The 23,579-nt window shown below is 35.1% G+C and carries 27 protein-coding genes and 1 pseudogene; 15 read left to right on the top strand and 13 right to left on the bottom strand.

What is annotated here, in order from left to right; all coding sequences use genetic code 11:
* Positions 1 to 42: 42 nt before the first annotated feature.
* Complete coding sequence (locus DEX24_RS05585; protein ID WP_109305424.1) at positions 43 to 528, bottom strand: DUF1572 family protein; 486 nt, start codon at positions 526 to 528, stop codon at positions 43 to 45.
* Positions 529 to 548: 20 nt separating this feature from the next.
* On the bottom strand, positions 549 to 1,322 hold the full coding sequence (locus DEX24_RS05580) for a sulfite exporter TauE/SafE family protein (RefSeq protein ID WP_109305423.1): 774 nt from the start codon (positions 1,320 to 1,322) through the stop codon (positions 549 to 551).
* A gap of 95 nt (positions 1,323 to 1,417) precedes the next feature.
* Between DEX24_RS05580 and DEX24_RS05575 the strand changes: the two genes are divergently transcribed.
* On the top strand, positions 1,418 to 2,206 hold the full coding sequence (locus tag DEX24_RS05575; RefSeq protein WP_109305422.1) for a TrmB family transcriptional regulator: 789 nt from the start codon (positions 1,418 to 1,420) through the stop codon (positions 2,204 to 2,206).
* Between the two features lie 271 nt (positions 2,207 to 2,477).
* On the opposite strand, the gene DEX24_RS17135 is transcribed toward DEX24_RS05575, so the two are convergent.
* Positions 2,478 to 2,633: a hypothetical protein gene (locus DEX24_RS17135; RefSeq protein WP_170112859.1), complete on the bottom strand. Its 156-nt coding sequence runs from the start codon at positions 2,631 to 2,633 to the stop codon at positions 2,478 to 2,480.
* Positions 2,634 to 2,696: 63 nt separating this feature from the next.
* A complete protein-coding gene (locus DEX24_RS05570; RefSeq protein WP_170112858.1) occupies positions 2,697 to 4,388 on the bottom strand; it encodes a methyl-accepting chemotaxis protein in 1,692 nt (563 codons plus the stop codon).
* Positions 4,389 to 4,622: 234 nt separating this feature from the next.
* Here DEX24_RS05570 and DEX24_RS05565 point away from each other — a divergent pair, with 234 nt between their 5' ends.
* From DEX24_RS05565 to DEX24_RS05530, 8 genes and pseudogenes are all read left to right on the top strand, one after another.
* Positions 4,623 to 5,177 carry a sulfurtransferase TusA family protein gene (locus tag DEX24_RS05565; protein ID WP_109305420.1) on the top strand — a complete coding sequence of 185 codons (555 nt, stop codon included), beginning with the start codon at positions 4,623 to 4,625 and terminating at the stop codon, positions 5,175 to 5,177.
* Positions 5,178 to 5,196: 19 nt separating this feature from the next.
* Positions 5,197 to 5,592: a DsrE/DsrF/DrsH-like family protein gene (locus DEX24_RS05560; RefSeq protein WP_109305419.1), complete on the top strand. Its 396-nt coding sequence runs from the start codon at positions 5,197 to 5,199 to the stop codon at positions 5,590 to 5,592.
* A 21-nt stretch (positions 5,593 to 5,613) separates the two neighbouring features.
* A complete protein-coding gene (locus DEX24_RS05555) occupies positions 5,614 to 6,738 on the top strand; it encodes an MBL fold metallo-hydrolase (RefSeq protein WP_109305418.1) in 1,125 nt (374 codons plus the stop codon).
* Between the two features lie 17 nt (positions 6,739 to 6,755).
* On the top strand, positions 6,756 to 6,983 hold the full coding sequence (locus DEX24_RS05550) for a sulfurtransferase TusA family protein (protein WP_109305417.1): 228 nt from the start codon (positions 6,756 to 6,758) through the stop codon (positions 6,981 to 6,983).
* A gap of 41 nt (positions 6,984 to 7,024) precedes the next feature.
* Positions 7,025 to 7,798, top strand: a complete 774-nt coding sequence (locus DEX24_RS05545; protein WP_109305416.1) for a sulfite exporter TauE/SafE family protein — start codon at positions 7,025 to 7,027, stop codon at positions 7,796 to 7,798.
* A gap of 11 nt (positions 7,799 to 7,809) precedes the next feature.
* Positions 7,810 to 8,152, top strand: a pseudogene (locus DEX24_RS05540) (rhodanese-like domain-containing protein).
* Positions 8,153 to 8,329: 177 nt separating this feature from the next.
* A complete protein-coding gene (locus DEX24_RS05535) occupies positions 8,330 to 8,755 on the top strand; it encodes a DsbA family oxidoreductase (RefSeq protein ID WP_170112857.1) in 426 nt (141 codons plus the stop codon).
* Between the two features lie 259 nt (positions 8,756 to 9,014).
* A complete protein-coding gene (locus DEX24_RS05530) occupies positions 9,015 to 9,290 on the top strand; it encodes a hypothetical protein (RefSeq protein WP_109305414.1) in 276 nt (91 codons plus the stop codon).
* A gap of 57 nt (positions 9,291 to 9,347) precedes the next feature.
* On the opposite strand, the gene DEX24_RS05525 is transcribed toward DEX24_RS05530, so the two are convergent.
* The 4 genes from DEX24_RS05525 to DEX24_RS05510 all read right to left on the bottom strand — a co-directional run bounded on the left by DEX24_RS05525 (position 9,348) and on the right by DEX24_RS05510 (position 12,505).
* Positions 9,348 to 9,545: a hypothetical protein gene (locus DEX24_RS05525; RefSeq protein ID WP_109305413.1), complete on the bottom strand. Its 198-nt coding sequence runs from the start codon at positions 9,543 to 9,545 to the stop codon at positions 9,348 to 9,350.
* Positions 9,546 to 9,947: 402 nt separating this feature from the next.
* Positions 9,948 to 10,253 carry a transposase family protein gene (locus DEX24_RS17470; RefSeq protein ID WP_282956612.1) on the bottom strand — a complete coding sequence of 102 codons (306 nt, stop codon included), beginning with the start codon at positions 10,251 to 10,253 and terminating at the stop codon, positions 9,948 to 9,950.
* Positions 10,254 to 10,583: 330 nt separating this feature from the next.
* Positions 10,584 to 11,150, bottom strand: coding sequence for an undecaprenyl-diphosphatase (locus tag DEX24_RS05515; protein ID WP_109305411.1), 567 nt, complete (start codon positions 11,148 to 11,150; stop codon positions 10,584 to 10,586).
* 92 nt (positions 11,151 to 11,242) lie between these two features.
* Entirely contained in the window at positions 11,243 to 12,505 is a 1,263-nt protein-coding gene (locus tag DEX24_RS05510; protein ID WP_109305410.1) for an MFS transporter, read from the bottom strand.
* Between the two features lie 160 nt (positions 12,506 to 12,665).
* On the opposite strand from DEX24_RS05510, the gene DEX24_RS05505 reads away from it, so the two are divergent.
* Positions 12,666 to 13,811 carry a LysM peptidoglycan-binding domain-containing protein gene (locus DEX24_RS05505; RefSeq protein ID WP_170112856.1) on the top strand — a complete coding sequence of 382 codons (1,146 nt, stop codon included), beginning with the start codon at positions 12,666 to 12,668 and terminating at the stop codon, positions 13,809 to 13,811.
* Between the two features lie 186 nt (positions 13,812 to 13,997).
* On the top strand, positions 13,998 to 15,407 hold the full coding sequence (locus DEX24_RS05500) for a YfcC family protein (RefSeq protein ID WP_246131513.1): 1,410 nt from the start codon (positions 13,998 to 14,000) through the stop codon (positions 15,405 to 15,407).
* 242 nt (positions 15,408 to 15,649) lie between these two features.
* Here DEX24_RS05500 and DEX24_RS05495 read toward each other — a convergent pair whose 3' ends face one another.
* Positions 15,650 to 16,411 (bottom strand): alpha/beta hydrolase, encoded by a 762-nt coding sequence (locus tag DEX24_RS05495; protein WP_109305407.1) that lies wholly within the window; start codon positions 16,409 to 16,411, stop codon positions 15,650 to 15,652.
* A 129-nt stretch (positions 16,412 to 16,540) separates the two neighbouring features.
* Between DEX24_RS05495 and rbsK the strand changes: the two genes are divergently transcribed.
* The gene (gene rbsK, locus DEX24_RS05490) at positions 16,541 to 17,422 is read left to right on the top strand and encodes a ribokinase (RefSeq protein WP_109305406.1); all 882 of its coding nucleotides are present in this window, start codon (positions 16,541 to 16,543) and stop codon (positions 17,420 to 17,422) included.
* Positions 17,423 to 17,610: 188 nt separating this feature from the next.
* Complete coding sequence (locus DEX24_RS05485) at positions 17,611 to 18,024, top strand: response regulator (RefSeq protein WP_109305405.1); 414 nt, start codon at positions 17,611 to 17,613, stop codon at positions 18,022 to 18,024.
* Positions 18,025 to 18,071: 47 nt separating this feature from the next.
* Here the strand turns inward: DEX24_RS05485 and DEX24_RS05480 are convergent, their stop codons facing one another.
* Complete coding sequence (locus tag DEX24_RS05480) at positions 18,072 to 18,467, bottom strand: hypothetical protein (protein ID WP_109305404.1); 396 nt, start codon at positions 18,465 to 18,467, stop codon at positions 18,072 to 18,074.
* Between the two features lie 654 nt (positions 18,468 to 19,121).
* On the opposite strand from DEX24_RS05480, the gene DEX24_RS05475 reads away from it, so the two are divergent.
* Positions 19,122 to 21,086 carry a hypothetical protein gene (locus DEX24_RS05475; protein ID WP_109305403.1) on the top strand — a complete coding sequence of 655 codons (1,965 nt, stop codon included), beginning with the start codon at positions 19,122 to 19,124 and terminating at the stop codon, positions 21,084 to 21,086.
* Between the two features lie 54 nt (positions 21,087 to 21,140).
* On the top strand, positions 21,141 to 21,440 hold the full coding sequence (locus DEX24_RS05470) for a hypothetical protein (RefSeq protein WP_109305402.1): 300 nt from the start codon (positions 21,141 to 21,143) through the stop codon (positions 21,438 to 21,440).
* 88 nt (positions 21,441 to 21,528) lie between these two features.
* On the opposite strand, the gene DEX24_RS05465 is transcribed toward DEX24_RS05470, so the two are convergent.
* From DEX24_RS05465 to DEX24_RS05455, 3 genes are all read right to left on the bottom strand, one after another.
* A complete protein-coding gene (locus tag DEX24_RS05465; protein ID WP_109305401.1) occupies positions 21,529 to 22,215 on the bottom strand; it encodes an LrgB family protein in 687 nt (228 codons plus the stop codon).
* Positions 22,196 to 22,579 carry a CidA/LrgA family protein gene (locus tag DEX24_RS05460; protein ID WP_109305400.1) on the bottom strand — a complete coding sequence of 128 codons (384 nt, stop codon included), beginning with the start codon at positions 22,577 to 22,579 and terminating at the stop codon, positions 22,196 to 22,198. The genes DEX24_RS05465 and DEX24_RS05460 overlap by 20 nt, the downstream gene beginning before the upstream one ends.
* A 76-nt stretch (positions 22,580 to 22,655) precedes the next feature.
* Complete coding sequence (locus DEX24_RS05455) at positions 22,656 to 23,552, bottom strand: LysR family transcriptional regulator (protein WP_109305399.1); 897 nt, start codon at positions 23,550 to 23,552, stop codon at positions 22,656 to 22,658.
* Between the last annotated feature and the right edge of the window lie 27 nt (positions 23,553 to 23,579).

Genomic DNA, 23,579 nt, shown 5'->3' with positions numbered 1-23,579 from the left:
CTAGTTGCCCCAGTCACTTGTTTAAAGGGGCATAGAATAGGTTTATTGCACTTTTGGAATAGATAATGTTTGCCAATCATCTTGCATGACAAGTTTACCAATATACATCATTTGCCCAATATGACCGCTATAATGAACGATTTGTGTCACTAAAGCCTCCGTTACGGAAAGTGTAGCTCCTTTCAAGGACACCTCTCTGTCAAAATCATCATCACTCAAGTTGTTTACTTGTGCAAAAAACTGTCGCCATGCGGCTTCCCAACAAGCGATAATTGCTTCTTTAGAAGCATAATCTGAACGGAATTCATCATCGCGAACACGGTTTGCTTTTTCACCGTCGGTTGTTAGAAAATCTGTACTTCTTGAGCGAATATTTCCTTCGAGGTGTTTTACTAAAATTTCAATACTATTGGAATTTTGATCGGGCTGCCATAGTAATTGCGCTTCAGATAATTGCGCTAATGTACCATCACCTTGTTTCTTGATTTTTGCCATATTATCGAGCATTGCTTTTTTTATTAAAATCATAATCGAAGCCTCCATTTAAATTATTTGAAGAAATCATACGCATTTTTTGTTAATAAAATAACGGTAACAATGATAAAGATAATACGCACAAAGCTCGAACCACGCTTAATAGCAAACCTGGATCCGATAATAGCGCCGAAAATTTGTGCAAAAGCCATTGGTATACCATAAGAGTAGTTAATTTGACCGAGAAAAGCAAACATTAATAGTGCTGCTAAATTACTGCCGAAATTGAGCAGTTTGGCATTTCCTGCTGCTTTCAAAAAATCTGACCCCATCGTTAAAAAAGTAAAGATGAGAAAAGAGCCTGTACCGGGTCCTAAAAATCCATCATAAAATCCGATTAAAAATAAGATCATAATAAAAATGAGCATTTTATTGCGAGAATGTACATGTAAAACTTCTACGCTACCCCAATCTTTTTTTAGAATTGTGTAAATAAGTACGAGAACGAGCATAATGAGCATGACAGGTTTTAATAATTCTGGATTCATAAGATGTACCGACCAAGCGCCTAGCAAACCACCTATGAAAGATAACGGGAAATAGCGTAGCCCACTTTTAATATCTAATTTCCCTGAACGATAAAAAGTAATCGTAGAAGTGAGAGAACCAACTACGCCAGCAAGTTTATTTGTTGCAACGGCAGAAGATGGCGTCAAACCTAAGAAAAGGAGTGCTGGTAGGGTGATTAAACCGCCTCCACCAACTACTGCATCGATAAAGGCTCCTGCAAATCCAGCGATGAGTAAAATAAGTAATAAGTTCAAACTATAGTCAATATCAAATGGCATTAGATAAGTCCTTTCTTTAGGTACTACCATAATAGTAACTAATAGTGCTATAATTGTAAATACCCATTCAATTATTTTTAAATAAGGAGGTTTCCATGCAAATAATTATTGATAAAATGAAAAGTACAGGTTATACAGAATATGAATCGAAAGCGTATATTGCACTTATTCAACAAAGGGACGTGACAGCCTATCAAATTAGTAAAAAGTCCGGTATTCCCCGCGCTCGTATTTATGATGTGTTAAATAGCCTTGTTGCAAAGGGCATCGTATCAAAAAATGAAAGCATAGATAAAACGACATATATCCCGATTCCAGTTGATGTATTTTTACGTAAATTAGAAACAAAATGGCGGGATGATTTTTCAAGCCTTACTGCATCATTGGAGGCACTTGAACAAGCAGAGGTAGATAATAAACCTACTGTTGTGATGATTGAAGAGGCAGAAATGATTCTAAGTTATTGTCGTACACTTATTCAATCAGCTAAAAAAAAGATTCTCGTTTCATTATGGGATGATATGTATGATTTTATAAGAGATGATTTAACAAAAATAGGTGAAAAAATCGCTATTCATGGCATTACCTTACATGTTGTTGACCCACTACCGTCCATTGATTTACACAGAACAACGTATTTCACAGAGCGTAAAACGAGCAATCCATGGTTTATTATCTCTATTGATAGTGAAAAATTAATCTATGGGCCGTCATTACAGGAGAGGGAAATAGCGTTTTATACGGATGATCCAATTCATATTCGTTTATTGGAAGATTATATTTGGCATGATGTACTCGTTAATCGCATTGTTAATCGGAGTGATGAGTTATTGGAGGATTGGGTGAAAGAGCAGCGTTCAGCTTTTTTCTTAGATGGTCGCTAACTAAAAATGAATATGAAAAGAGGTTGTTCAAAACAACTGCTTCCTATTTAAGGATCAGTGTTTTCGAACAGCCTCTTTCATTTATACCATTTGATGCTATTTGTTGGTGTTTTATGTATGAAAAAATACAGCGTCACTGCTTCGTACGTTGAAAATTCGGATGTAGATGGCTTGTTTGATCTGATTCATTTCGTTTGAAATGAACGAATCGAAAAAGTGACGTGATTTGAAAGAATCAAATCACGTCACCGTAAGATTTAGCATAGAGCCATTATGATTGTGCTTTATTTTTTGTCAGCATGATCATCAATTTTTCTTTTTCTTTTAAATATTGTTCTTGTGTGACAGTTTGATCATCAAGCATTTTAGCTAATCTTGCTAGTTCTTTCATAATGAGCATTTTATCTAATTCATTCATTTGTGACATAGGAATCGCTCCTTTAAATATAGATTAACTCTATTCTACTATTGACACCTATATGATGTCATCTTATATTTTAAATTGACGTACTGAATTATTTAATGTAGAGGCCATAGTAGCAAGTTCTTCAGCGTTTGCAGCGATTTCTTGAATTGAGCTAGATGTTTGTTGTACAGTCGCGGTTGTTTCTTCAACCCCAGCGGCTGATTCCTCTGACACAGATGCAATTTCATCTACTGCCAACTGAATAGAATTAGAAGATTGCTCAATATCGCTAAGGTTAGTGGAAATTTCTTTCACACCCTCCGCCATAGACTGCACAGACTCGTTTATCAATTTGAATGTTTCATTCGTTGACATTATTTGTGAAGTCCCTTTTGTGACTTCGCTATAGCCTTTTTCAAGCGATACAGTGACTAAACCGGTATTCGATTGAATATTTTTTACGATGACTGAAATATCCGTAACAGAAGTAGAAACTTGTTCGGCTAATTTGCGAACTTCATCTGCAACAACAGCAAAGCCCTTACCTGCCTCACCTGCACGAGCAGCTTCAATTGCAGCATTTAAAGCTAATAAATTAGTTTGGTCGGCAATAGAATTGATAACCTGTACTAAAGTTGAAATATGTTCCGATTCTTTGTTCAATTCGGCCATTTCGTTTACAGCATCACTCATAATGCGATCAATGGATGCCATTTGATCAGTGGATTGTGTCATCATTTCTGAACCATCTGTTGATAAACGTAAAACAGCAGTTGATTGATTGTAAATGGTCGTTCCTTTTTCGCTTGCTTGTCGAATTACTGTTACAAAATTTTCTGTAGTTGAAGATAAATCACTAGCGTGAGAGGCTTGTTCCTCTGTCCCATCGGCTAATTCCTGCATCGTTGTTGATATTTGCTCTGAACCGAGTTTTATTTCTTCAGACGACTGAGCCAATGATGAACTATGTGATTCAACATTTTGTGAAACATCTTGTACAGTTGTTAACATATCACGTAGTTTGGTCGTCAATTCATTGGTTTGTTCGCCTAATTGACCAATTTCATCGCGTGCAGTAATGGTTTCAATAGGTTGAGTTAAATCACCATCTGCTAAGCGTGTCAGACGTTTTGTAACGGAAACTATAGGTTTTGAAATAACACTAGCAGTGAAAAGTGCAATAGCTATGCCAAGTAATAGTACAAAAACGCCGGCGAAAAAGCCGAATAATTGTGAAAATTTCGCTTGCTTAATTAAATCCACACCTTTTTCATTAATAATGGCAGTTCGATTGTTTGCTAATTTTTCATATCCGACACGAATTTCAGTACCTTCACTATCAAGTGCGATTAAATTTTTTGTAGCTTGTTCTTTTTTACCTGCTTGAAAGGGTTTGATAACGTTCTCTTCAATATTTGTATGCCATGCCTCCGTTAAATTAGCTAAATCATCGGAAGCTTGTTTATCACTATATTTATTAATGATTGCGACATTTTTAGTTCTAATATCATTATATTCATTATAAATATCTAGATATTTAGTAGTATCTGATAATATGTATCCTCGAATTGCGGCAATTTCGACTGTGAAATTAGATGCAGCTTTTTCGTTTGCTACTTGTAACTTTAGTTGTTTATTCATTATATCTTCCGTACTAGTTCTTACGTTTTCTGCATTGCCGGCTGTATACAAGCAATATGCTGTAACAATTGCTAATACAATGATAAAGCTAGATAAAATTTTCATGCGAATGGTTTTGAATGTAAAGTTCTTCATGACGTGCCTCCAAGTTTTTATGATAGCTGTATTATAATATAATACAAAAAACATTTCTGCTATTTTTTTGCTATTTCACATAATAATGATAGAAAGTAAGGAAATATAAAAATGAGCTAGAGTAGTTGACAATACCTTGTGGGGTATATTATATTGTGTATAGCAAATGAATGAAACATTTTATTTGTTTTTTTTTACTAAAAATATACCCTACTAGGTATAGGAGGTTTGTAAATGGCGGTTGATGAAAAATTAGACGTAAGCGGTTTGGCCTGTCCAATGCCGATTATTAAAACGAAAAAAGCAATTGCTGCGATGAAAATCGGTGAAACTTTAGAGATTATTGCAACGGATGCAGGCTCAAAAGCTGATTTACCTGCATGGGCACAATCAACAGGGCATCATTATGTAGGATTAATTGAAGAAGGTGCGGTATTAAAGCACTATATGAGAAAATGTGATGTGACGATGACAAATGAGATGCATTTTAAATCGACAATTACAAATGAAGAATTATTAAAAATCTCACCTAAGCCAAATATAATAGATGTCAGAGAGTCGATTGAATATGACTTTGGACATATAAAAGGTGCAGTATCTATGCCATTGGGAGAACTAGCATTAAAATTAGCGTCGTTTGATCAAGAGCAAACCTACTATCTAATTTGTCGCTCAGGTACACGTAGTGATTTAGCGTGTAAGTTGATGGTCGATCATGGTTTTAAACACATCGTTAATGTATTACCTGGCATGCAATCGATTACGACAGATTTAGAGAAAAACATTTAACTAATTGGAGGAAATAACAATGACAAACAAAGTAGCAATTATAGCAAGTAATGGTGGTTTATTTGATGCATATAAAGTATTTAATATCGCGACTGCAGCTGCAGCAACAGAAAAAGAGGTAGCCATTTTCTTTACCTTTGAAGGATTAAACTTAATTCATAAAGAGGGGATGCATCATTTACAAGTCCCAGTAGGTGGAGAAGGTTTTATTGAAGGTTTTTCTAAAGCAAATGTGCCAACAATTCCAGAATTAGTCGATATGGCTGTAGAATTAGGTGTCACATTTATCGCTTGTCAAATGACGATGGACGTCATGGGAATTACGGCAGATCAGTTACTTGATGGTATTTCAGTGGGTGGAGCAGTCACATTTTTAGAATTTGCTAAAGATGCAGCGCCATCATTAAGCTTCTAATTTAGGACTGGAGATGTTGACATGATACAACAATGGACAGCGAAAAAAGTAGCCTCTTATGCAATTAATAAGAAAAGTTTACTTGTTTTGGATGTTAGAAATAGAGATGCGTTTGAAGACTGGAAAATCGAAGGACTTTCTTTTGAATATGTAAATATACCGTATTTTGAATTATTAGATGGTGTAGAACAATTGTTACCACAGCTAAAACAAGCACAAGAAGTATTAGTTGTGTGCGCCAAGGAAGGTTCTTCGATCATGATTGCTGAAATGATTGCTGAAGAAGGATTAGAAGTAGGTTATTTAGTAGGAGGGATGCAAGCATGGAGCAATTATATTTCACCGAAAAAAATTGGTGATTTACAAGGCGGCGGAGAATTATATCAATTTATCCGATTTGGTAAAGGATGTCTTTCTTATATGGCGCTGTCAGAAGGGCAAGCGATTGTCATTGATGCTGCCCGTTTTACAGATGTCTATAAAACCTTTGCTCAAGAAAAAAATGTTGCGATTACAGCTGTGATTGATTCGCATTTACATGCAGATCATATTTCTGGTGGTCGTCAATTAGCGCAAGAAGTTAAGGCAACCTACTACTTATCGAGCAAAGATGCTACTGAAGTTATTTTTGAATATTGTAATTTGGATACGCAAACAGCCATTTCTTTTGGGCAGTCTTCCGTACATCTACAGGCCTTATACTCACCGGGGCATACAATTGGTTCGACATCCTTTATAATCGATGACCGTTACTTATTGACCGGTGATATTTTATTCGTCGATTCTATTGGTAGACCGGATTTAGCAGGCTTAGCAGAAGATTGGGTAAGTGATTTACGTGAAACATTATATGATCGTTATCGTAAATTAGATGAAGCATTAATCGTTTTACCAGCACATTATATGACGATGGCTGAACTGAATGCTGATGGCAGCGTGTCAAAATCATTAGGACAATTAGTAGCTGATAATCATGGTTTGAATATTAAAGATACCGAAGAATTCAGACATTTGGTGACAGATCATTTACCACCACAACCAAATGCCTACGAAGAAATAAGAAAAGTGAATATGGGGATAGTAACACCCCAAGAAGAAGAACAAGCGACGATGGAAATTGGTCCAAATCGTTGCGCTGTTCGTTAAAGAAAAGAGGGTATTATATGCGTGTAGATAAAAAATTAGATGCCACAGGATTAGCGTGCGCAATGCCAATCGTCCGCACAAAAAAAATGATGGATACATTGCAAGAGGGGCAAATTTTAGAAGTTGTTTTAACAGATAAAGGTGCATTGCTTGATATACCTGCATGGGCATCGGCAAGTGGTAATACGGTTTTAGAGCAACAAGATGATGGTCAACTAATTACGTTTAAAATTAGAAAAGGATAATTGAAAATGATATAAGACGTTTTTAGAGAGAAGGGTCTAATATGACATTATCTTGGATACTAATGATTTTTTTACTCGGCATTATTGGTAGCATGATATCAGGGATGCTAGGGATTGGTGGCGCAATTATTAAATTCCCAATGTTGCTCTTTATACCGCCACTCTTCGGTTTTACTGCCTTTACTGCCCATGAAGTTTCCGGTATCAGTGCAGTGGAAGTGATGTTTGCATCATTAGCTGGTGTATTAGCCTATCGTAAGAGTAACTTGTTGTATAAACCACTTATTGTGACAATGGGGTCCGGTGTGGTGCTTGGTAGTTTAGTAGGTAGTTTTGCCTCAAGTTTATTTGATGAAAGTGCTGTTAATATCGTTTACGGTATATTAGCAATGATTGCAGCGGTTATGATGTTCATTAAAAGAGAGGAAATTGCCCAAAGCACGACCATTCACTTTAATAAGATTTTGGCTTTTAGTTTAGCAGTTATTGTTGGATTGGCCTCAGGTATTGTGGGTGCTGGTGGTGGTTTTATCCTTGTTCCAATTATGCTTGTTGTTTTACGCATTCCAACGCGTGTGACAATTGCATCGAGTTTAGCTATTACATTTTTCGCGTCAATTGGCGGTTCTATCGGCAAAATCTCTACAGGGCAAGTTCCTTGGCTGCCGACAATCATAATGATAATCGCAAGTTTAATAGCAGCGCCAATCGGTGCAAAATTAAGCAAAAAAATGAATAGTAAAATATTGCGTATTTTATTAGCTGTTTTAATTATTTTTACAGCTATAAAAATTTGGTATGATTTATTGTTTTAGGAGGTGGGAAAATGGTACCAGCTATCATAATTATAGTGATTGTTATTTTGTTGTTTTTGAAATTTAAACCAGCAAAAGGAATCACACAAATATCAACGAATGATTTGAAAAATACAATTGCTCAAAATGGTTCGAATAAACAATATATTGATGTTCGAACACCACGCGAATATAAGGCGCGTAATATTAAGCAATTTAAAAATATCCCTCTCGGTTCAGGTTTCGCTTCTTTACAAAAAGATAAAGAAGTGATTGTCATTTGTCAAAGTGGCATGCGTAGCATGCAAGCAACTAAAAAAACAAGGTTTTGAAAAAGTAGTGAATGTCCGTGGCGGCATGAATGCTTGGCGATAGGAGGAACGTATGACAATTGAAGTATTCACAGATTGCACATGTCCTTTTTGTTATATAGCGACAAAAAAATTACTATTATGCTAAAAGCCTATGAGGTGAATGCATCTTTGGCAGTTTCTCCTGATAAAAAAACTATGAACAGTATATGTTGAAAAAATGGGTGGCCATGACAAAAAATTGAGAGAATTTGAAGGTGAATTGCAGCGACATGCAAACGAAGTGGGGTTGCACTTTGATTTTACTAAAATGATTCCTGCAAATACACAACATGCACATCGCTTGGCTAAACTGATGGCACACTATAATTTGGAGTATCAATTTACGGAAGCGCTAATGGCAGGTCATTTTATAGAAGGACAAGATCTTGCGGATGACCACTATTTATATGATGTTGTGGAATCGCTAGGTGTAGCGCGTCATGAAGCGATGAGTGTACGTGAAAAATCAGTGTATTCTGAGCAATTAGAGCAAGATTGCTATGATGCACAACAAATCGGTGTTGAAAGTGCCCCTTTCTTTGTTTTTGATAACCGTTTTGGCATTATTGGAGCAGAGTCAATCGCTGTATTTGAACGCACGATTCAACAAGTTCTACAAACGTAATATCAAGTGAGTCTGGCTCTAGCTATATGTGTGACTATGAAGTATTTACTTGATAGTCTATACGTATGGTTAGAGTTTTTTAGATGTAAAAATAGTGACAGTAGCTTAGTAGCGAGTGTTCATTTGTTTTATTGGGTAATAATACCAATAAATGGACGATTTAATGTCAATAGGCTTGAAAACTGTCGCAAGGGTTCTATTATATGGTATTCTTCTTAGTGATATAGTATTTAAGTTATACTGATGAAGGAGTGTTTTTATGTCACGCGTATTTTCGCGCACGGCTTTTTTCTTTGTATTCATTGGACTAGGATTACTAGTACCACCGTTTGCTACGACAACATTAGCCTTTTTTAGTTCATGGCCTGTTATATTTATCGGTTTCTTTTTATATATGATTGGCGCTTGCTTATCAGCAGTCAGCATTATAAAAAAAGAAAGAGGTACATTAACGGTTGTCAATTTATTAGGTGTATTAATGGGTGTTATATTTATCGGTATGTTAATGATGTCAAATGATTCTGTATTAAAATGACGAAAAAATAGGCTAACCTAATTGTTTTTAAAACAACTAGGTTAGCCTATTATTTTATTAATTTTTCATATTGTAAACGATGATGATTGTCGGTACAAATGATAAAACGAAAATACCAGCATACCAACCGGCCGTACGTAACATGGAAAAGTTTACATTTCTTCTAGCACTGTAGAAAGCATCGATAATTGCTGCACACACCAAGGGAATAGAAATTAAACTAACAGCAATTAAAATAACGTCATATAAGTTCATGAAAATTCCTCCTTGTAAATACAGTTTTGAAATACTTTGTTACAACTTTGTGAACCAATCATAATACATTAATGATATATTGTCAAATATAATGATGATAGCGCTTCCAAAGACAATATATCAGCTAATATCCATATTATATACTTTATTCATAAATTTGACAATTGTGTGAATGGGAATAGAGATGCGGGCTTTTACTATCGGTTTTTTAAAGGATGATTATTTTTTTGTTAGGGTTGCTGTTTTCCACAGGCGCAACTTTATCTAAATTTGACACAGATGTAAACCCACTTCTTTATACTTTAATGTTAGTAAGATCTTCGCTCTCAATCGATCAAATCGTTTATAACCATATGCATTTCGTTTCATTGATTCCTATCTATTACAACGATTTCTACTTAATCACCGAACCTTTGTAAGTACTGTTTTATCGTATCTTTTCGATGATTTGGCAAGATAGCAATCGGTTGGTTCATGTATTTCTGCATTTGTATCTCCTTTATATGCATCAATTGCGATTGCTTTTGGTAGCATGACAGCTGACACTAATTGTTGTTCTACGACTTGATCAAAACGACGAATAACAGTTGAACTAGCTGTCCCCATTTTCTCAGCAACTGATTGGAATGTAGGTGATTTAACGCATAGCATTTGAATTGCTTGATGCCATTCTTTTGAAAAGCGTTGATCACGTTCAATAAAAGAAATTTTTTCTGAAAAACGTTTTCCACAAGAACAGACATAGCGTCGACACTTATAATATAAAACCGTAAGTCGTTCAAACCGTTTTATGTGCTTTTTTCTGTCTATTTTTAGGTATGTTCATCATGATTAAAAGAAATGGCGAGGACTCCTGCGTTACTTGTCGGCGGAAAGCTCTCGCTATTTCTAATTGTCTAAAACATGAATTGTTTTAATACCTCAACATATATAATAGAACCAAATATTATGCTTACTATTCAAAAAAATAAAAAGGGAAACTGCTCAGGCAGTTTCCCTTTTGTATGAACTGAGCCTACTATATATCTCAGCCTCTTGTTATATTTTTTTTGGTAATACGGGTATTTTATTATAGATGGCTAGGATGAAATTACTAAGTGGTTCCATTAGTAATTTGAATGAGTTTAGGAGTAGGGCAACGATTGTTGCAATGATAATTCCTGCAATGACATCCAATGGGTAATGATTCCCGACATAGATACGTGAAAAGCCAGTCAATAGTGCAAATAAAATAGCGAAACTGCCTATTTTTTTATGGCGAAGAAAAATAGCGACTGCTAAGGCCATGGCACCTGTTGTATGATCACTTGGAAATGAAGCGTCGGCTGCATGGTCCACTAAAACGTGAATGTCGTCATAAGTAACGAATGGACGTGCTTCAAAATAAAACTTACTAATAATAACATTAATGGCTAATGCAAAGACACCTGTTACAGCAGCATATACCACCGTTTTCTTCATATATGTAGCACCGAAAAACCACATAGCGAGTAGAATAATAGCAAAAACATATAAGGCATAATTTGTTGAGAATTTCATTATTGCATCAAGTGCTGCATTCTCACCAGCAAGACCGTTGATGGCTTTTAATAAATCTGTATTCAATCTAAACACTCATTTCTTTCTAGTATACGGTTTTCTACTATAATAACCGATCTAGTATATAAACTCCATTATACAATGAAAGGTTGCCGATTTTAGAAAACTTCTTCACGTGGATTATGTTTTTTCAGTAAAATTACAAAAAGACTACCGATTAAGCAAAAAAGTCCCGCTAATAAGAAAGCCCATTTATACGAACCAAATGCGTTAAAAATAAAACCGCCACCATATGCTGCTAAACCAGCACCTAACTGATGAAATGCGAAAATCCAACCATACATCATGGCACTTTTTTGTAAGCCAAATTCTCTTCTCGTTAAACCGATTGTTGGAGGTACCGTTGCAATCCAATCCAAACCATAAAAAATAGAGAAAATGATTAACCAACTATAAGAGCCACTATCAAGAGCAAAAGGTAGGGCAAGTAATGACAGCCCACGTAATAAGTAATACCAAAATAATAACCACCGATTATCAATTTTATCAGATAAAAGTCCAGATACAGTCGTGCCGATTAAATCAAAAATACCCATAAAAGATAGCATAGAAGCTGCGACAATTAATGGAAAGCCATAACTCATACAGTAGCTAATGAAATGTGTACCAATCAAGCCACTTGTCGAGAATCCACAGATAAAAAAACTACCTGCCAACAACCAAAATGTCCGATTGCGTAAACCTTCTAGTAATGAGTGGTAAACGATTAAAAAAGGGTTTTGTGTTTGAAATATTACCTGTACTTGTGGTGTGTTGCTATGTAATTCACCAAATGGTTGTAATTTTTTGTCACTAGGCCAATTTTTCATAAACAATAGAATGATGAGGAGCATGATCACACTTAGTAGGAAGATGAAAGCAATTGCGTGGCGCCAACTATAACTTTCCACTAATGCTGCTAAGACAGGTAATAATACGAGTTGCCCAGTAGCAGTGGCTGCTGTCAAAATACCGACTGCCAAGCCACGATGTTTGGTAAACCAGCGATTGGCGACCTGTGTACTTAGTACGGATAAAAATAAACCAGTACCGATACCTATTATAAAGCCCCAAATGATGATTAATTGCCATGGTTGCGACATGACCAATGTCAATAATAAACCAATGGCTAATAAAGCCATGGAGTAGCTCATCATGCGTTTTAAACCAAAAACTTCAACGAATGCTGCCATGAAAGGACCAGACAAACCATAAACAAATAAGCCAATTGCAAAAGCAAAAGAGATTTGCGAACGACTCCAACCGAATTCTTCTTCAAATGGAATAATGAAGACACCGGAAGATGAACGGATAATACCAGCAACAATAATCGCTGCAAAAGTGACGATTAGTATATACCAACTATAATGTATTTTTTTCATATTATTCCACCTTTTCACACTATTAAGATAATTAGTGTTTTTAGTATAACATTTCTAAAAAAGAATGTAATTTATAAAAAGAGATTTAATACATAAAAATAGGGGTAACTGTATTGTATGTAAAAAAGAAACAAATAAGGTAATGAAGGGGTGGGTATACGTGAAATATGGCAAATATATATCATTAGCTACTGCAACTTTGATTGGTCTATCATCAATATCTACGATTGCTCAAGCACAAAATAGCATTGTTCAAACGAATACCAATCAAAATCAATTAGCATTTATAGAGACAATCGGTCAGTCGGCTATGGTGATATCCGCTCATGAAGGAATCTATGCATCTATTATGATTGCACAGGCAATTTTAGAAAGTAATTATGGTAATAGTTCCCTTAGTCAAAATCCAAATTATAATTTATTTGGAATGAAAGGAAGCTACGAGGGAAATAGTGCTCGTTTTACGACGAAAGAAGATGATGGTAAGGGGAAGATATCGACTAGTAAAGCGAATTTTCGTCAATATGCGAATTATGAACAATCTTTGTATGATTATGCAAAATTAGTGACAAAGGGTACGACGTATAATTCAATGATTTATGCAGGAATTTGGAAATCTAATGCCGCTACATATGTCGAAGCTAGCGAGTTTTTGCAAGGAAGGTATGCCACAGATTCCACTTATGCTAAGAAACTACAGCGTTTAATTCAACGCTATGATTTGACGCGTTTTGATAAGGAATCTACTGAAATACTGCCAGTTAAAAATAATCAAATTATTAGGATTCAAAAAGAAGATACAGTAGAAGGAATTGCACTAGCTTATGACCTTACAGTCGAACAGCTTTTAGCTTTAAATAATAGACAGGATCCGCATCTAAAAGTCGGAGAAAAATTTGTTGTTCCTAACAATAAAAAACGTCAGCCGATTGTTCAAAAAAAAGTGAAACGTCCAGCACCAAAACCCATCGTTTATCGAGCTACAAAATACTATCGTGTCAAAGCAGGTGATTCGTTAACCTCCATTGCGAAAAAATATCGTATAACGACTACACAACTGAAAAAATGGAATGATCTAACAACAGCAACCCTTACTAAAAACAAACGCTTAATTGTTGATGTAGAACGCAATAATAAAAAAATGACAACGGTTAATAAACAACAAAAATTATATAGAATTCAGGAGGAAGATACATTAGCCTCCATTGCGTCTTTATCGAATACTACAGAGCAAGCGCTAATGGAATTAAATCATCTTCTGACAGAATTTGTCTACGTTGGTCAAGTAATAAAATTGAGTAAATAATGGAGAGAAGCATAGTAACGCGAAAGCGTATAACTATGCTTTTTTATTGAGTTTTCAGACTAATGGAACTTTGTGAAAATGGTTGTATAAAAATCGTGTTCTGTGTATAATTATGACTGCATTAAAATTCAATTTAAGTCATTATATATTTATGTATACAAGCTTATGATTAAGGAGTTCTTCACATTGTTTAATAAAAAAGGTTCCAATAAATTAAAAAAAGAAGGTCAAGGTGTAAATGCTTATGTCCTGATTTTTGCACTGATTATTATTTCGACTATTCTTACATATATAGTACCTGCTGGTCATTTTGATAAGACAACCGTAGATGGCCGTGATGTACTCGTTGCAGATTCATTCAAATTTGTCGACAATACGCCAGTTGGTTTCCTCGATATCTTCTCATATATTCATACGGGTATGGTGAATGGAGCCGGTACTATCTTTTTTGTACTTATTATCGGTGGTGTTTTCGGAATTATTAATGCGACGGGTGCACTTGATACATTTGTTGTAACTTTTGCACGTAAGATGAAAAACAAAGATGGACTAATAATCCCGGCGCTTATGTTATTCTTTGGGATTTGTGGCGGTACGATGGGGATGTCTGATGAAGTTGCCGTATATGTTGCATTGCTCGTACCTTTAACGATAGCGTTAGGTTTTGATGCGGTGACTGGTTTTGCCATTGTTGTTGTTGGGGCGTCAATGGGTTTTACAGCAGGTTTCTTAAATCCATTTTCAACAGGTGTAGCCCAGCAAATTGCACAACTTAAAACCTTTTCAGGCATTGGTTATCGTTTAATTATTTTTGTCGTTTTTTATGGGGCAGCCGTATTATATGTCTACCGCCATGCGATGAAAGTAAAACGCAACCCTGAACTAGGTATTTACGGTAAATTTGATCGTTTTAGTGCGACGACAAAAGAAGATCAAGATGTCAAAATGACAACGCGTCACAAACTTGTATTGCTAGCGTTTATGTTGAATTTTGTCTTTCTTATCATCGGTGTTATGAGATATGATTGGTATATTACGGAAATTGCTGGTCTGTTTCTAATGTTCGGTATTATTATGGGGATCATTGGTAAACTATCGGCAAATAATATTGCAGATAGCTTCGTAAAAGGTGCTGGTGAATTAATTGGTGGTGCATTAATAATTGGTATGGCACAAACTGTTCTCGTCGTCTTCAATGAAGGTGGTTTGATGGACACGATTTTACACTATGCTTCTATTTTACTAAATGATATTCCAGGAACATTTACCGCTGTTGGCATGATGATTCTACAAATGGGTATTAACTTCCTTGTACCATCTCAAAGTGGCCAAGCTGCATTGACGATGCCAATTATGGCGCCTCTTGCTGACCTCGTGGGCATTACACGTCAAACCGCTGTATTGGCATTCCAATTAGGTGATGGTATCGCAGCAAGTCTATTCCCAACAAATGGCGCGCTAATTGCAGCGCTAGCGGTTGCGGGAATTCCTTGGAACAAGTGGGTACGTTGGTATCTACCTTTCTTCTTCCTCTTATTTGGATTGAGTATCGTCTTTTTGGTCATTGCTCAACTAATGAAATACGGACCTTTTTAAATAGAATAAATAAACGAAACAGCCTGTCAAAATCATTGCGATTTTGACAGGCTGTTTTTTGATTTATATTCTAGTGGACTCCTTAGAGATACAGGTAGAATATGCAAGCAATCTGCAATAAACTTCAAGCAATTACCAATGCTGAATACGGAGAAGCGATGCGTATTACAGAACAAGATTTGACCTGTTTAAAAACAAAGATTATTTGTTACCAGAGGAAAAATCGTCTATGATTCGGGTTATTAATCTTCACGGCGAGGGTCCAACCCTTTAATAAAGAAAATACATTGCTTAGCTATACGTTCCTGATCATAATCGACTGTTGCAAAATGAAAGCTATCTTGTAACATAATTAAATGTTTTTCACGTGAACTAAATTTATGGACGATGTAGTCGGCATTTTTTGGAGAATAAACATGATCATCAATAGATTGTAGGACAAGTAAAGGACAAAAAACATCCGCAGCATGCTCTTGTAAATGTTCACTGAATTCTGGAAGCTCCAAAATAATGGGAACAGGAATTTCAGTATAAATATCAGGTTTTACACGATCATTTTTAATATCCAATGTTCCAGCAGGAACGAAACGATGCTCCAATTCAACTTCTTCCAAAGCATCAACGATTAATTTTTCAGGTGCTTCGAAAATAGAATTAACGAGTATGAGACCATCCACTTCAAATTCAAATGCCAATTGTTGTGCAAGGCCACCACCAAAAGCGAAACCAAATAAAATAACGTAGTCCATTTCTGCTTTGTATTCTTTAAAATCTGTGCGAAGTGCATGCAATATATCATCGATTGTGACATCATGTAAATCAATAGGTGAAGTACCATGTCCTGCAAGTCTAGGTATCCGTACAGAATAGCCAGCTTCAACAAAAGTTACGCCAATATCATAAATATTATGGGGCGAGCCTGCTAAATCATGCAACATATAAATGCCTACATTTTTACCGCGATGATCATATGTTTCTGAGCCTTGTTTAATTGGTAAGTCCATATCAAACGCCTCCTCATTCTTATCGTATAAATACCCTTTTTACATGGAAATCTAACTTCAGTGTTAATGCGCTTATTTCTATTGAAATATAGTATAATGACTAACGACTATAAAAGTAGGGGTGTTAATATGATCACAATAATCGGTAGCATTAATATGGATATTGTAACAGAAACAACAATATTTCCAAAGCAGGGAGAGACTATATTAGGAAATAAATTTACAACAGTACCTGGCGGCAAGGGGGCAAACCAAGCAGTTGCAGCAGCGAGATTACACCACCCGGTGCAAATGATCGGTCGTGTAGGTGCAGATGAGTTTGGCAGTAGTTTATACAATAATTTAAACAACGAAAAAATAAATACAAAATTTGTCAAAGAAACAACATGTAAAGCGACAGGAATTGCTAATATTCTGTTGTATGAAGGAGACAATCGCATTATCGTAGTAGCGGGTGCCAATGATGAGGTAACGATTGAAGCAGTAGATGAAGCAATGGATGCCATCAAAAATTCCGCAATCGTTGTTTTACAATTGGAAATTCCACAACAAACTGTGACATATATAATTAATATTTGTCATGAATTAAATATCCCAGTACTGCTAAATCCAGCACCCTCAGAACGATTTGAGCATCAATGGATGGATAAATTAACTTATTTTACGCCAAATGAATCGGAATGTCATGATCTTTTTGGTGATGATCTTGAAGGCGCATTAATGCAATACCCAAATAAACTAATCGTTACTTTAGGTGACAAAGGCGCCCGTTTTTATGATGGCAAACAACATCAGTTTATCGCAGGTTGCCCAAGCACAGTAGTTGATACTACTGGGGCGGGTGATACGTTTAATGGTGCATTTGCATTTTGTATTGCAGAAGGTTATAAAATTGGCGCAGCTTTGCAGTTCGCAAATGCAGCAGCATCCTTATCTGTAGAAAAATTTGGGGCACAGGGCGGTATGCCAACATTGGCAGATGTGCAATTTAGACTAAATAATATGAAGTAGATTTCCAATTACGCAATTCTTCATCATCATAATATGTCAGAAACATAATCTTATAGTTCTAACTTTACAATTGTATTGCAGAATGAAGTCGAAAATTGTTGAAAGTAATGATAATGTAATGATAAAATTGGTAATATTATGATAAGGTATGTGTATAACAGTAAACCACTGCTTTTGGAGGAATTTATATGAAAATAGTTATTTGCGAAGAGGATTATACTTTAATAGAGGCAATTCACAGCACTCTTTCTAAATACGCTAAGCAAAAGGGCATTAATGCCGAATTTAATTTAACAACGAGAAAAGCCACAAGCATCGAACGTTTTCTACAAAAAGATAAAGCTGAATGCTACTATATTAGCTTAAACATTAATTCGGAAATGTCAGGAATTGAACTAATTGATCTGATTAGCCAAAATAACCCACATGCAAAAATTAATATTTTAGCCGAAAATGAAAGTGACTTTGCAAATGTAGAGCTAGAAAAATACAATATTTTCAAAAAAATTATTAAAGATGAACATGGTAATATGAAAGATCATCTAAAGCAATCTTTAGATGAAGTATATGCCAATTTTAAAGCATCTGATTTTACCTATTAAATGAATTCAAACAAAAAACTCGGAATCTGCTATTGATTCCGAGTTTTTTATGTGCATTTTATTGCCCGCAGCAGTAACCCTATCACGTCCAAGAGCGCAATCAGCTTTGTGTGGGCACCAAGCGGCAAGTAAAGCGGCTCAAGCGGTAAGTAAAGCGGCTCAAGCGGTAAGTAAAGCGGCTCAAGCGGTAAGTAAAGCGGCTCAAGCGGCAAGTAAAGCGGCTCAAGCGGCAAGTAAAGCGGCTCAAGCGGTAAGTAAATCGTTCCAACCGGCAAGTAAATCGTTCCAAGCGGTAAGTAAAGCGCCTCAAGCGGTAAGTAAATCGTTCCAAGCGGTAAGTAAATCGCCTCAAGCGGTAAGTAAAGCGGCTCAAGCGGTAAGTAAATCGTTCCAAGCGGTAAGTAAATCGCCTCAAGCGGTAAGTAAAGCGCCTCAACCGGCAAGTAACACCTGTGTACGGTAAATTTTTAACTTTAAAATAATATTTATGCCATCGCCCTCGGCAAGAATCCATATGAAGTTGAAGAATTGATCGCGCAAAAGATAATAGTCTGTAGCTGTCGTCGCTATCATTAGTTGGATTGTCGGTATGGATGAAGTAGTTAGAAGATTTGGTAGTGTTAGAAACTGAATAGAGCAATAGTATATAACGATTCAGTAAATTAAAGGGAATCCGAAATATAAAACTGATATTAGTTATTTATCACAACAAAAGTTCGAAAAAACGAACAATTTTCTATTCTAAAAAGAATTTAATAAGAATTTAATGGAAATAGCAAAATATTGTAAATAATAATTGATAATTAGTAAATTATGTGAAAATTGAAATTAGCAAAAAAATAGCAATTATAACCTATTTACATGCTGAAATAGCAGAAATAGGTTATATCTTTTTTTCTTTACAATGTGGATAATAAGTATTGAATAGTCGCTACAGTAGTAGAATAGTTAATGAGATTTGGTCTTGTTGAATACAAGAAATCCACTTCAACCTGATTATGCCATAATGAACAAAATACCTAAGAATCGAGTAGGGTGGATACAAAAGACAAATAATTATTTTTTAATATAAGTTTAAAAGAAATGGAGACATGTAAATGAAGCGTACACATACTGAGCCAGTAAAAACAGAAGTAATTGTTAAGCAACTTGGTGCGGAAATACCTCCGCCCTATTTATTATGTGATGAATTGAAAAATTTACATAGATTTGTTGGTGTAGGGGAAATATATTCACTACCACAAAAGAGTGAGAAATCAACATGTAAACTGGAGTGGTATACAAAAGAAAAAGCATCTGATGTTACAATTCAAGGTGATTTAATTAAAATTACAAATCCAGGAAATTATACGATTAGTGGCCATAATAAAATAAGCGATGAAAAGATTGATATGGAAGTAGTTGTTTTATCTAGAGCTAAAAGATTAAATATGTATAATTATTACTATAGAAATTTAGTGCTGTTCCCTCAATTATTGGATAATATTAATCAATCGAAAAAAACGACAATACCATCACCAAGTTTTACACAGTATATAAAAAATGATTTATACATGGAAAAAGATCATTTGAAATATATAGAAATGGTTCATGCTACTATAGCGGAAATGAATAGCAATATGAATCGATTAGCGATTGACTTAGCGAATGAAATCATTTTAAAAATTGAAGAACATGAAGATACTGATCTACAAAATGATTTTGATGCGTTGATTGATGCAACAGAAAAATTAGGTAATACAGCCACAATAGAATTAGTTGAAAAACAAAATAAAATTTATAATAAATTGAATATTGCTAAAATAATTGATGCGAAGCTTTCGTATAATCATGAACGTAAACTAGAATTAACGTTCGCGCTTACAAAGAAGTTAGATTTAAGCGATTATGATACGGATATTAAATTTGAATTTTTCGTTCGAAAAGGGGTAGGTACTTTCGAGCTAACGCTCCCGTCAAGTGAACAGGTAAACTTGATTAATAAAGAACATGGTGGCTATATTACAAGTGGTGATGCCAGTTATTCATTATTTGAACATACTATTTTATTGCCGAATAGGCCCTATAAAATGACGGAAGGTGCTTTAAAATTCACGAATACAATCACACAAGAAACGATATCTTTAATGGAATTTATGGATGAACATGCAACTTTTTATGTACGTATGACTGTAGCAGAGCAAAATCATTTATCGACTGCAAAAACGGTTAGTACATCTATTGGAAAACCAGATATGGATGTAGCATATGTTCAATCCATGTTACAATTTATATTTACCGAAAAAACGCATAGTAGTGAGCGTATTGATCAATTGCGCATTGCTTATAGTAGCTTACCAGCAGATGCAAAATTATTAGTTGCTAAAGATTATAAAGAATTCGCACAAATTGAACAGCAACGTGACCGAGCAATGTTATTAATGGATACAATCAATAAACTAAATGCTTTTTCAACCGATGAAGATATTTTAAGTGCTAAGAACATATACAGTGCATTACCCGCAACAATTATAAATGTAGTAAGTGCAGCGCATGTTCGTAAGTTACTTCGTTTTGAAAAGAAAATGGGTAAATCTGATGATGAGATTGTAAAAGCCTTTAGAACGGCGTATGATAATTTAGAAAATGATACACATGAATTAGCTGAAATGTCTAAATATTATAATGACTTAAAACCTCTATTACAAAATAATATACAGCAAATGTATAAGATGGAATATATGCAAGTTGAAAAGGCACTTTTAACATACGATTTACTTGATAATCGTATGAATTATTTAGATTGCAGCCTAAATAAAATATATGAAGATAAATCAAAATTGGCTGTGTTTGTGCCCAATGCATACAAAACACGCCTGGAAATGTATATAGCCAATGCCTCTGAAATTGCTTGGGAAATTGAACAATTAGTGCAAGAATATGCCGAACGTATTGAAGCGGGGGAGACAATCAATCGTTATCCACAAAAATTAGATGCTCTATATGCCCTGCAAAATACAACTTCCATTTATTTATTGAATGATGATACGAAGAAATTAATTGTTGAATTACAAAATAAATAACGAAGCGTAGGGATTCGTGATAAGATAGAGGCAGTATAGGGGAGGCTTCTTGTGATGGATCAAACGATTAAAATAGTTGCACTTGCACTATTTTTGCTTTTTATGTTGTTACAGTTTAAATTTGGTATCAAATCAAAAATTATTGCTTATTTTTTCTTTATTATTGCAGCAGTTCTTTATGTAAGAGATTATAATATTTCTTTGTGGCTACAATTTATTATCATTGGTGCTATTTTATTAATTGTTTTATCGTCATTATATTATGAAGTGAATAATAAGCGATTAGCAGAAGAAAATAATAATGCCTCAAAACAAAAAACCTTTGCAGATCGCCAAAGAAAAAATAAAAAATAATCCAATGTTCTAACATACGTAAAAAACATCTTTAATGAATAGGTAGTTAACCACCTATTCATTAAAAGATGTTTTTTTTGAGATATAATTAAGCGAATAGTGGCAGAAGAATTTCCGTAATCACGATACTTAATAATGCAGCAAGAATCATAGCTACGGAAGAAAACATACCTTCTTTTTCACCAAATTCAAAGGCTTTGGATGTACCGCAACCATGTGCGCCCATACCAAGCATTAAACCTTTTGCTGCCGCACTTTTAATCGCCAAAAAACGAATAATAAGTGGGCCGATGACACTACCAGCTAATCCTGTAACAATGACGAAAACGGCAGTCATATTTGCTTCACCACCAATGAAGGTGGAAATATCCATCGCAATTGGGGTTGTAATGGAGCGTGGTACAAGACTTTTAATCATGCTATTATTTATGCCAAATAGCAACGCGATGAGATAGGAGGAAGCTAAAGCCACAATGCAACCCGTTACTAGGCTTAAAATAATTGTAGAGGCATTTTTTTTAATGAGTACAAAATTTTTATAAATGGGAATGGCAAAGGCTACTGTAGCAGGACCTAGTAGCTTTGTAAGCCATTGAGCTCCTTGATTATAGTCTGCATAATCAATCTGACATACAACTAAAAAAGAAATAATAATGGCTGGGCATGTTAAAAGGGGAGATAACCATAACTTCGTATATTTTTCGTAGAGTTTTTTACAACCAACGAAAATAAGGATGGTTCCTATAAATCCGACACTAATTTTTAGTAGAAGCATGGCTGATGGACCTCTTTTCCGTAGTGAGTCGATCAGCAATAAGAGCCGTAACGGTCATCACAATAATCGTACTCAAGAAAATTACAGCGATGAGTTTAATACCAATTATACCGATTATGTTATCGTAATTTATAATGCCAACAGCAGCTGGTATGAAAAATAATAGTAATTCACCCGTTAAAAATCGTGCGCCTAAATCAACCCATTGTAACGGCACAATATGCAGTGTTAAGCACAGTAGTAATAAGAGTAATCCAATAATACTGCCGGGTATTGGAAGACCACTACTTGTAGCAAGCCATTGACCAATCAATAAAAAACTATAAATAATAATAATTTGTACGATTATCTTTAAAACATTCAAGTGAATACCTTCTTACTTAATAATTTTATTATTCTTACTGTACACCTCTATAGGTTATTCGTAAAATTCATATTTTTTATAGAGTAGATGCCGTAGTGGAATAATGATTGGAAATAAACTGTAAAAATTTCAACATCGCATGTGATTTATAACGCCCTTTTTTCGTAATGAAAGAAATTTCCCATGGTATAACCGGTGTGACGTCAATAATATTGATGAGCTGAGTATTGGCTTTTTTGGCAATGGACTGTGGAAATAAGGCAATACCTAAATTGTGCTCTACCATCTGACTGATGAAATCCCATTGCGAGCTAATAAAGGCTATATTCGCTTCGAAACCAGCGTGTTGACACTCGGCAAGTATGCGATCATGTAATGTGAAATCATCGCTAAATAGTAGCATTTTTTCTTCTTTTAAGTCATGCATAGTAACAGATTTTCGCTGTGCTAATGGATGTTCTTTATGAACGATTAATTGTACTGTTTCCGTAGTGAATGGTAATAAATCAAAATCTTCTTCATGCGCTGGTAACATGACAAAACCACCATCTAATTGTCCATTAAACACACGTTCTTTTACAATGTTTGCGCCAATTTCATCTAAAGTAATCGTGATATCTGGATATTTTTTTTGGAAAGCAAGCATAATTTCAGGGAAAAATAAAATACCAATTAGCGGGGGCATGCCGATTTTTATTTGACCTTTTTTGAGATTTTCTAAGTCGTCTAAAACGAGATGAACTTCATCAACCATTTGAATGATTTTTAATGCATGTTCATATACGACCTCACCCGCATCAGTTAAAACACTAATGCGTTGGGAGCGATCGATTAAAATTGTTTTTAACTCATTTTCCAGTTGTTTCACAACTTTACTTAATGTTGGTTGTGTGACGTGCAAAATTGTGGCAGCTTTTGTAAAACTTTGCTGTTTTGCTACTTCCGTAAAATAGATTAACTGTTTGACGTCCATCTTGTAAGACCTCCGATTAATTGACTA

Source organism: Kurthia sibirica (assembly GCF_003143975.1).
Classification (GTDB): domain Bacteria; phylum Bacillota; class Bacilli; order Bacillales_A; family Planococcaceae; genus Kurthia; species Kurthia sibirica.
The sequence above is the reverse complement of the archived record's forward strand: the minus strand, read 5'-3'. Positions and strand labels throughout refer to the sequence as shown.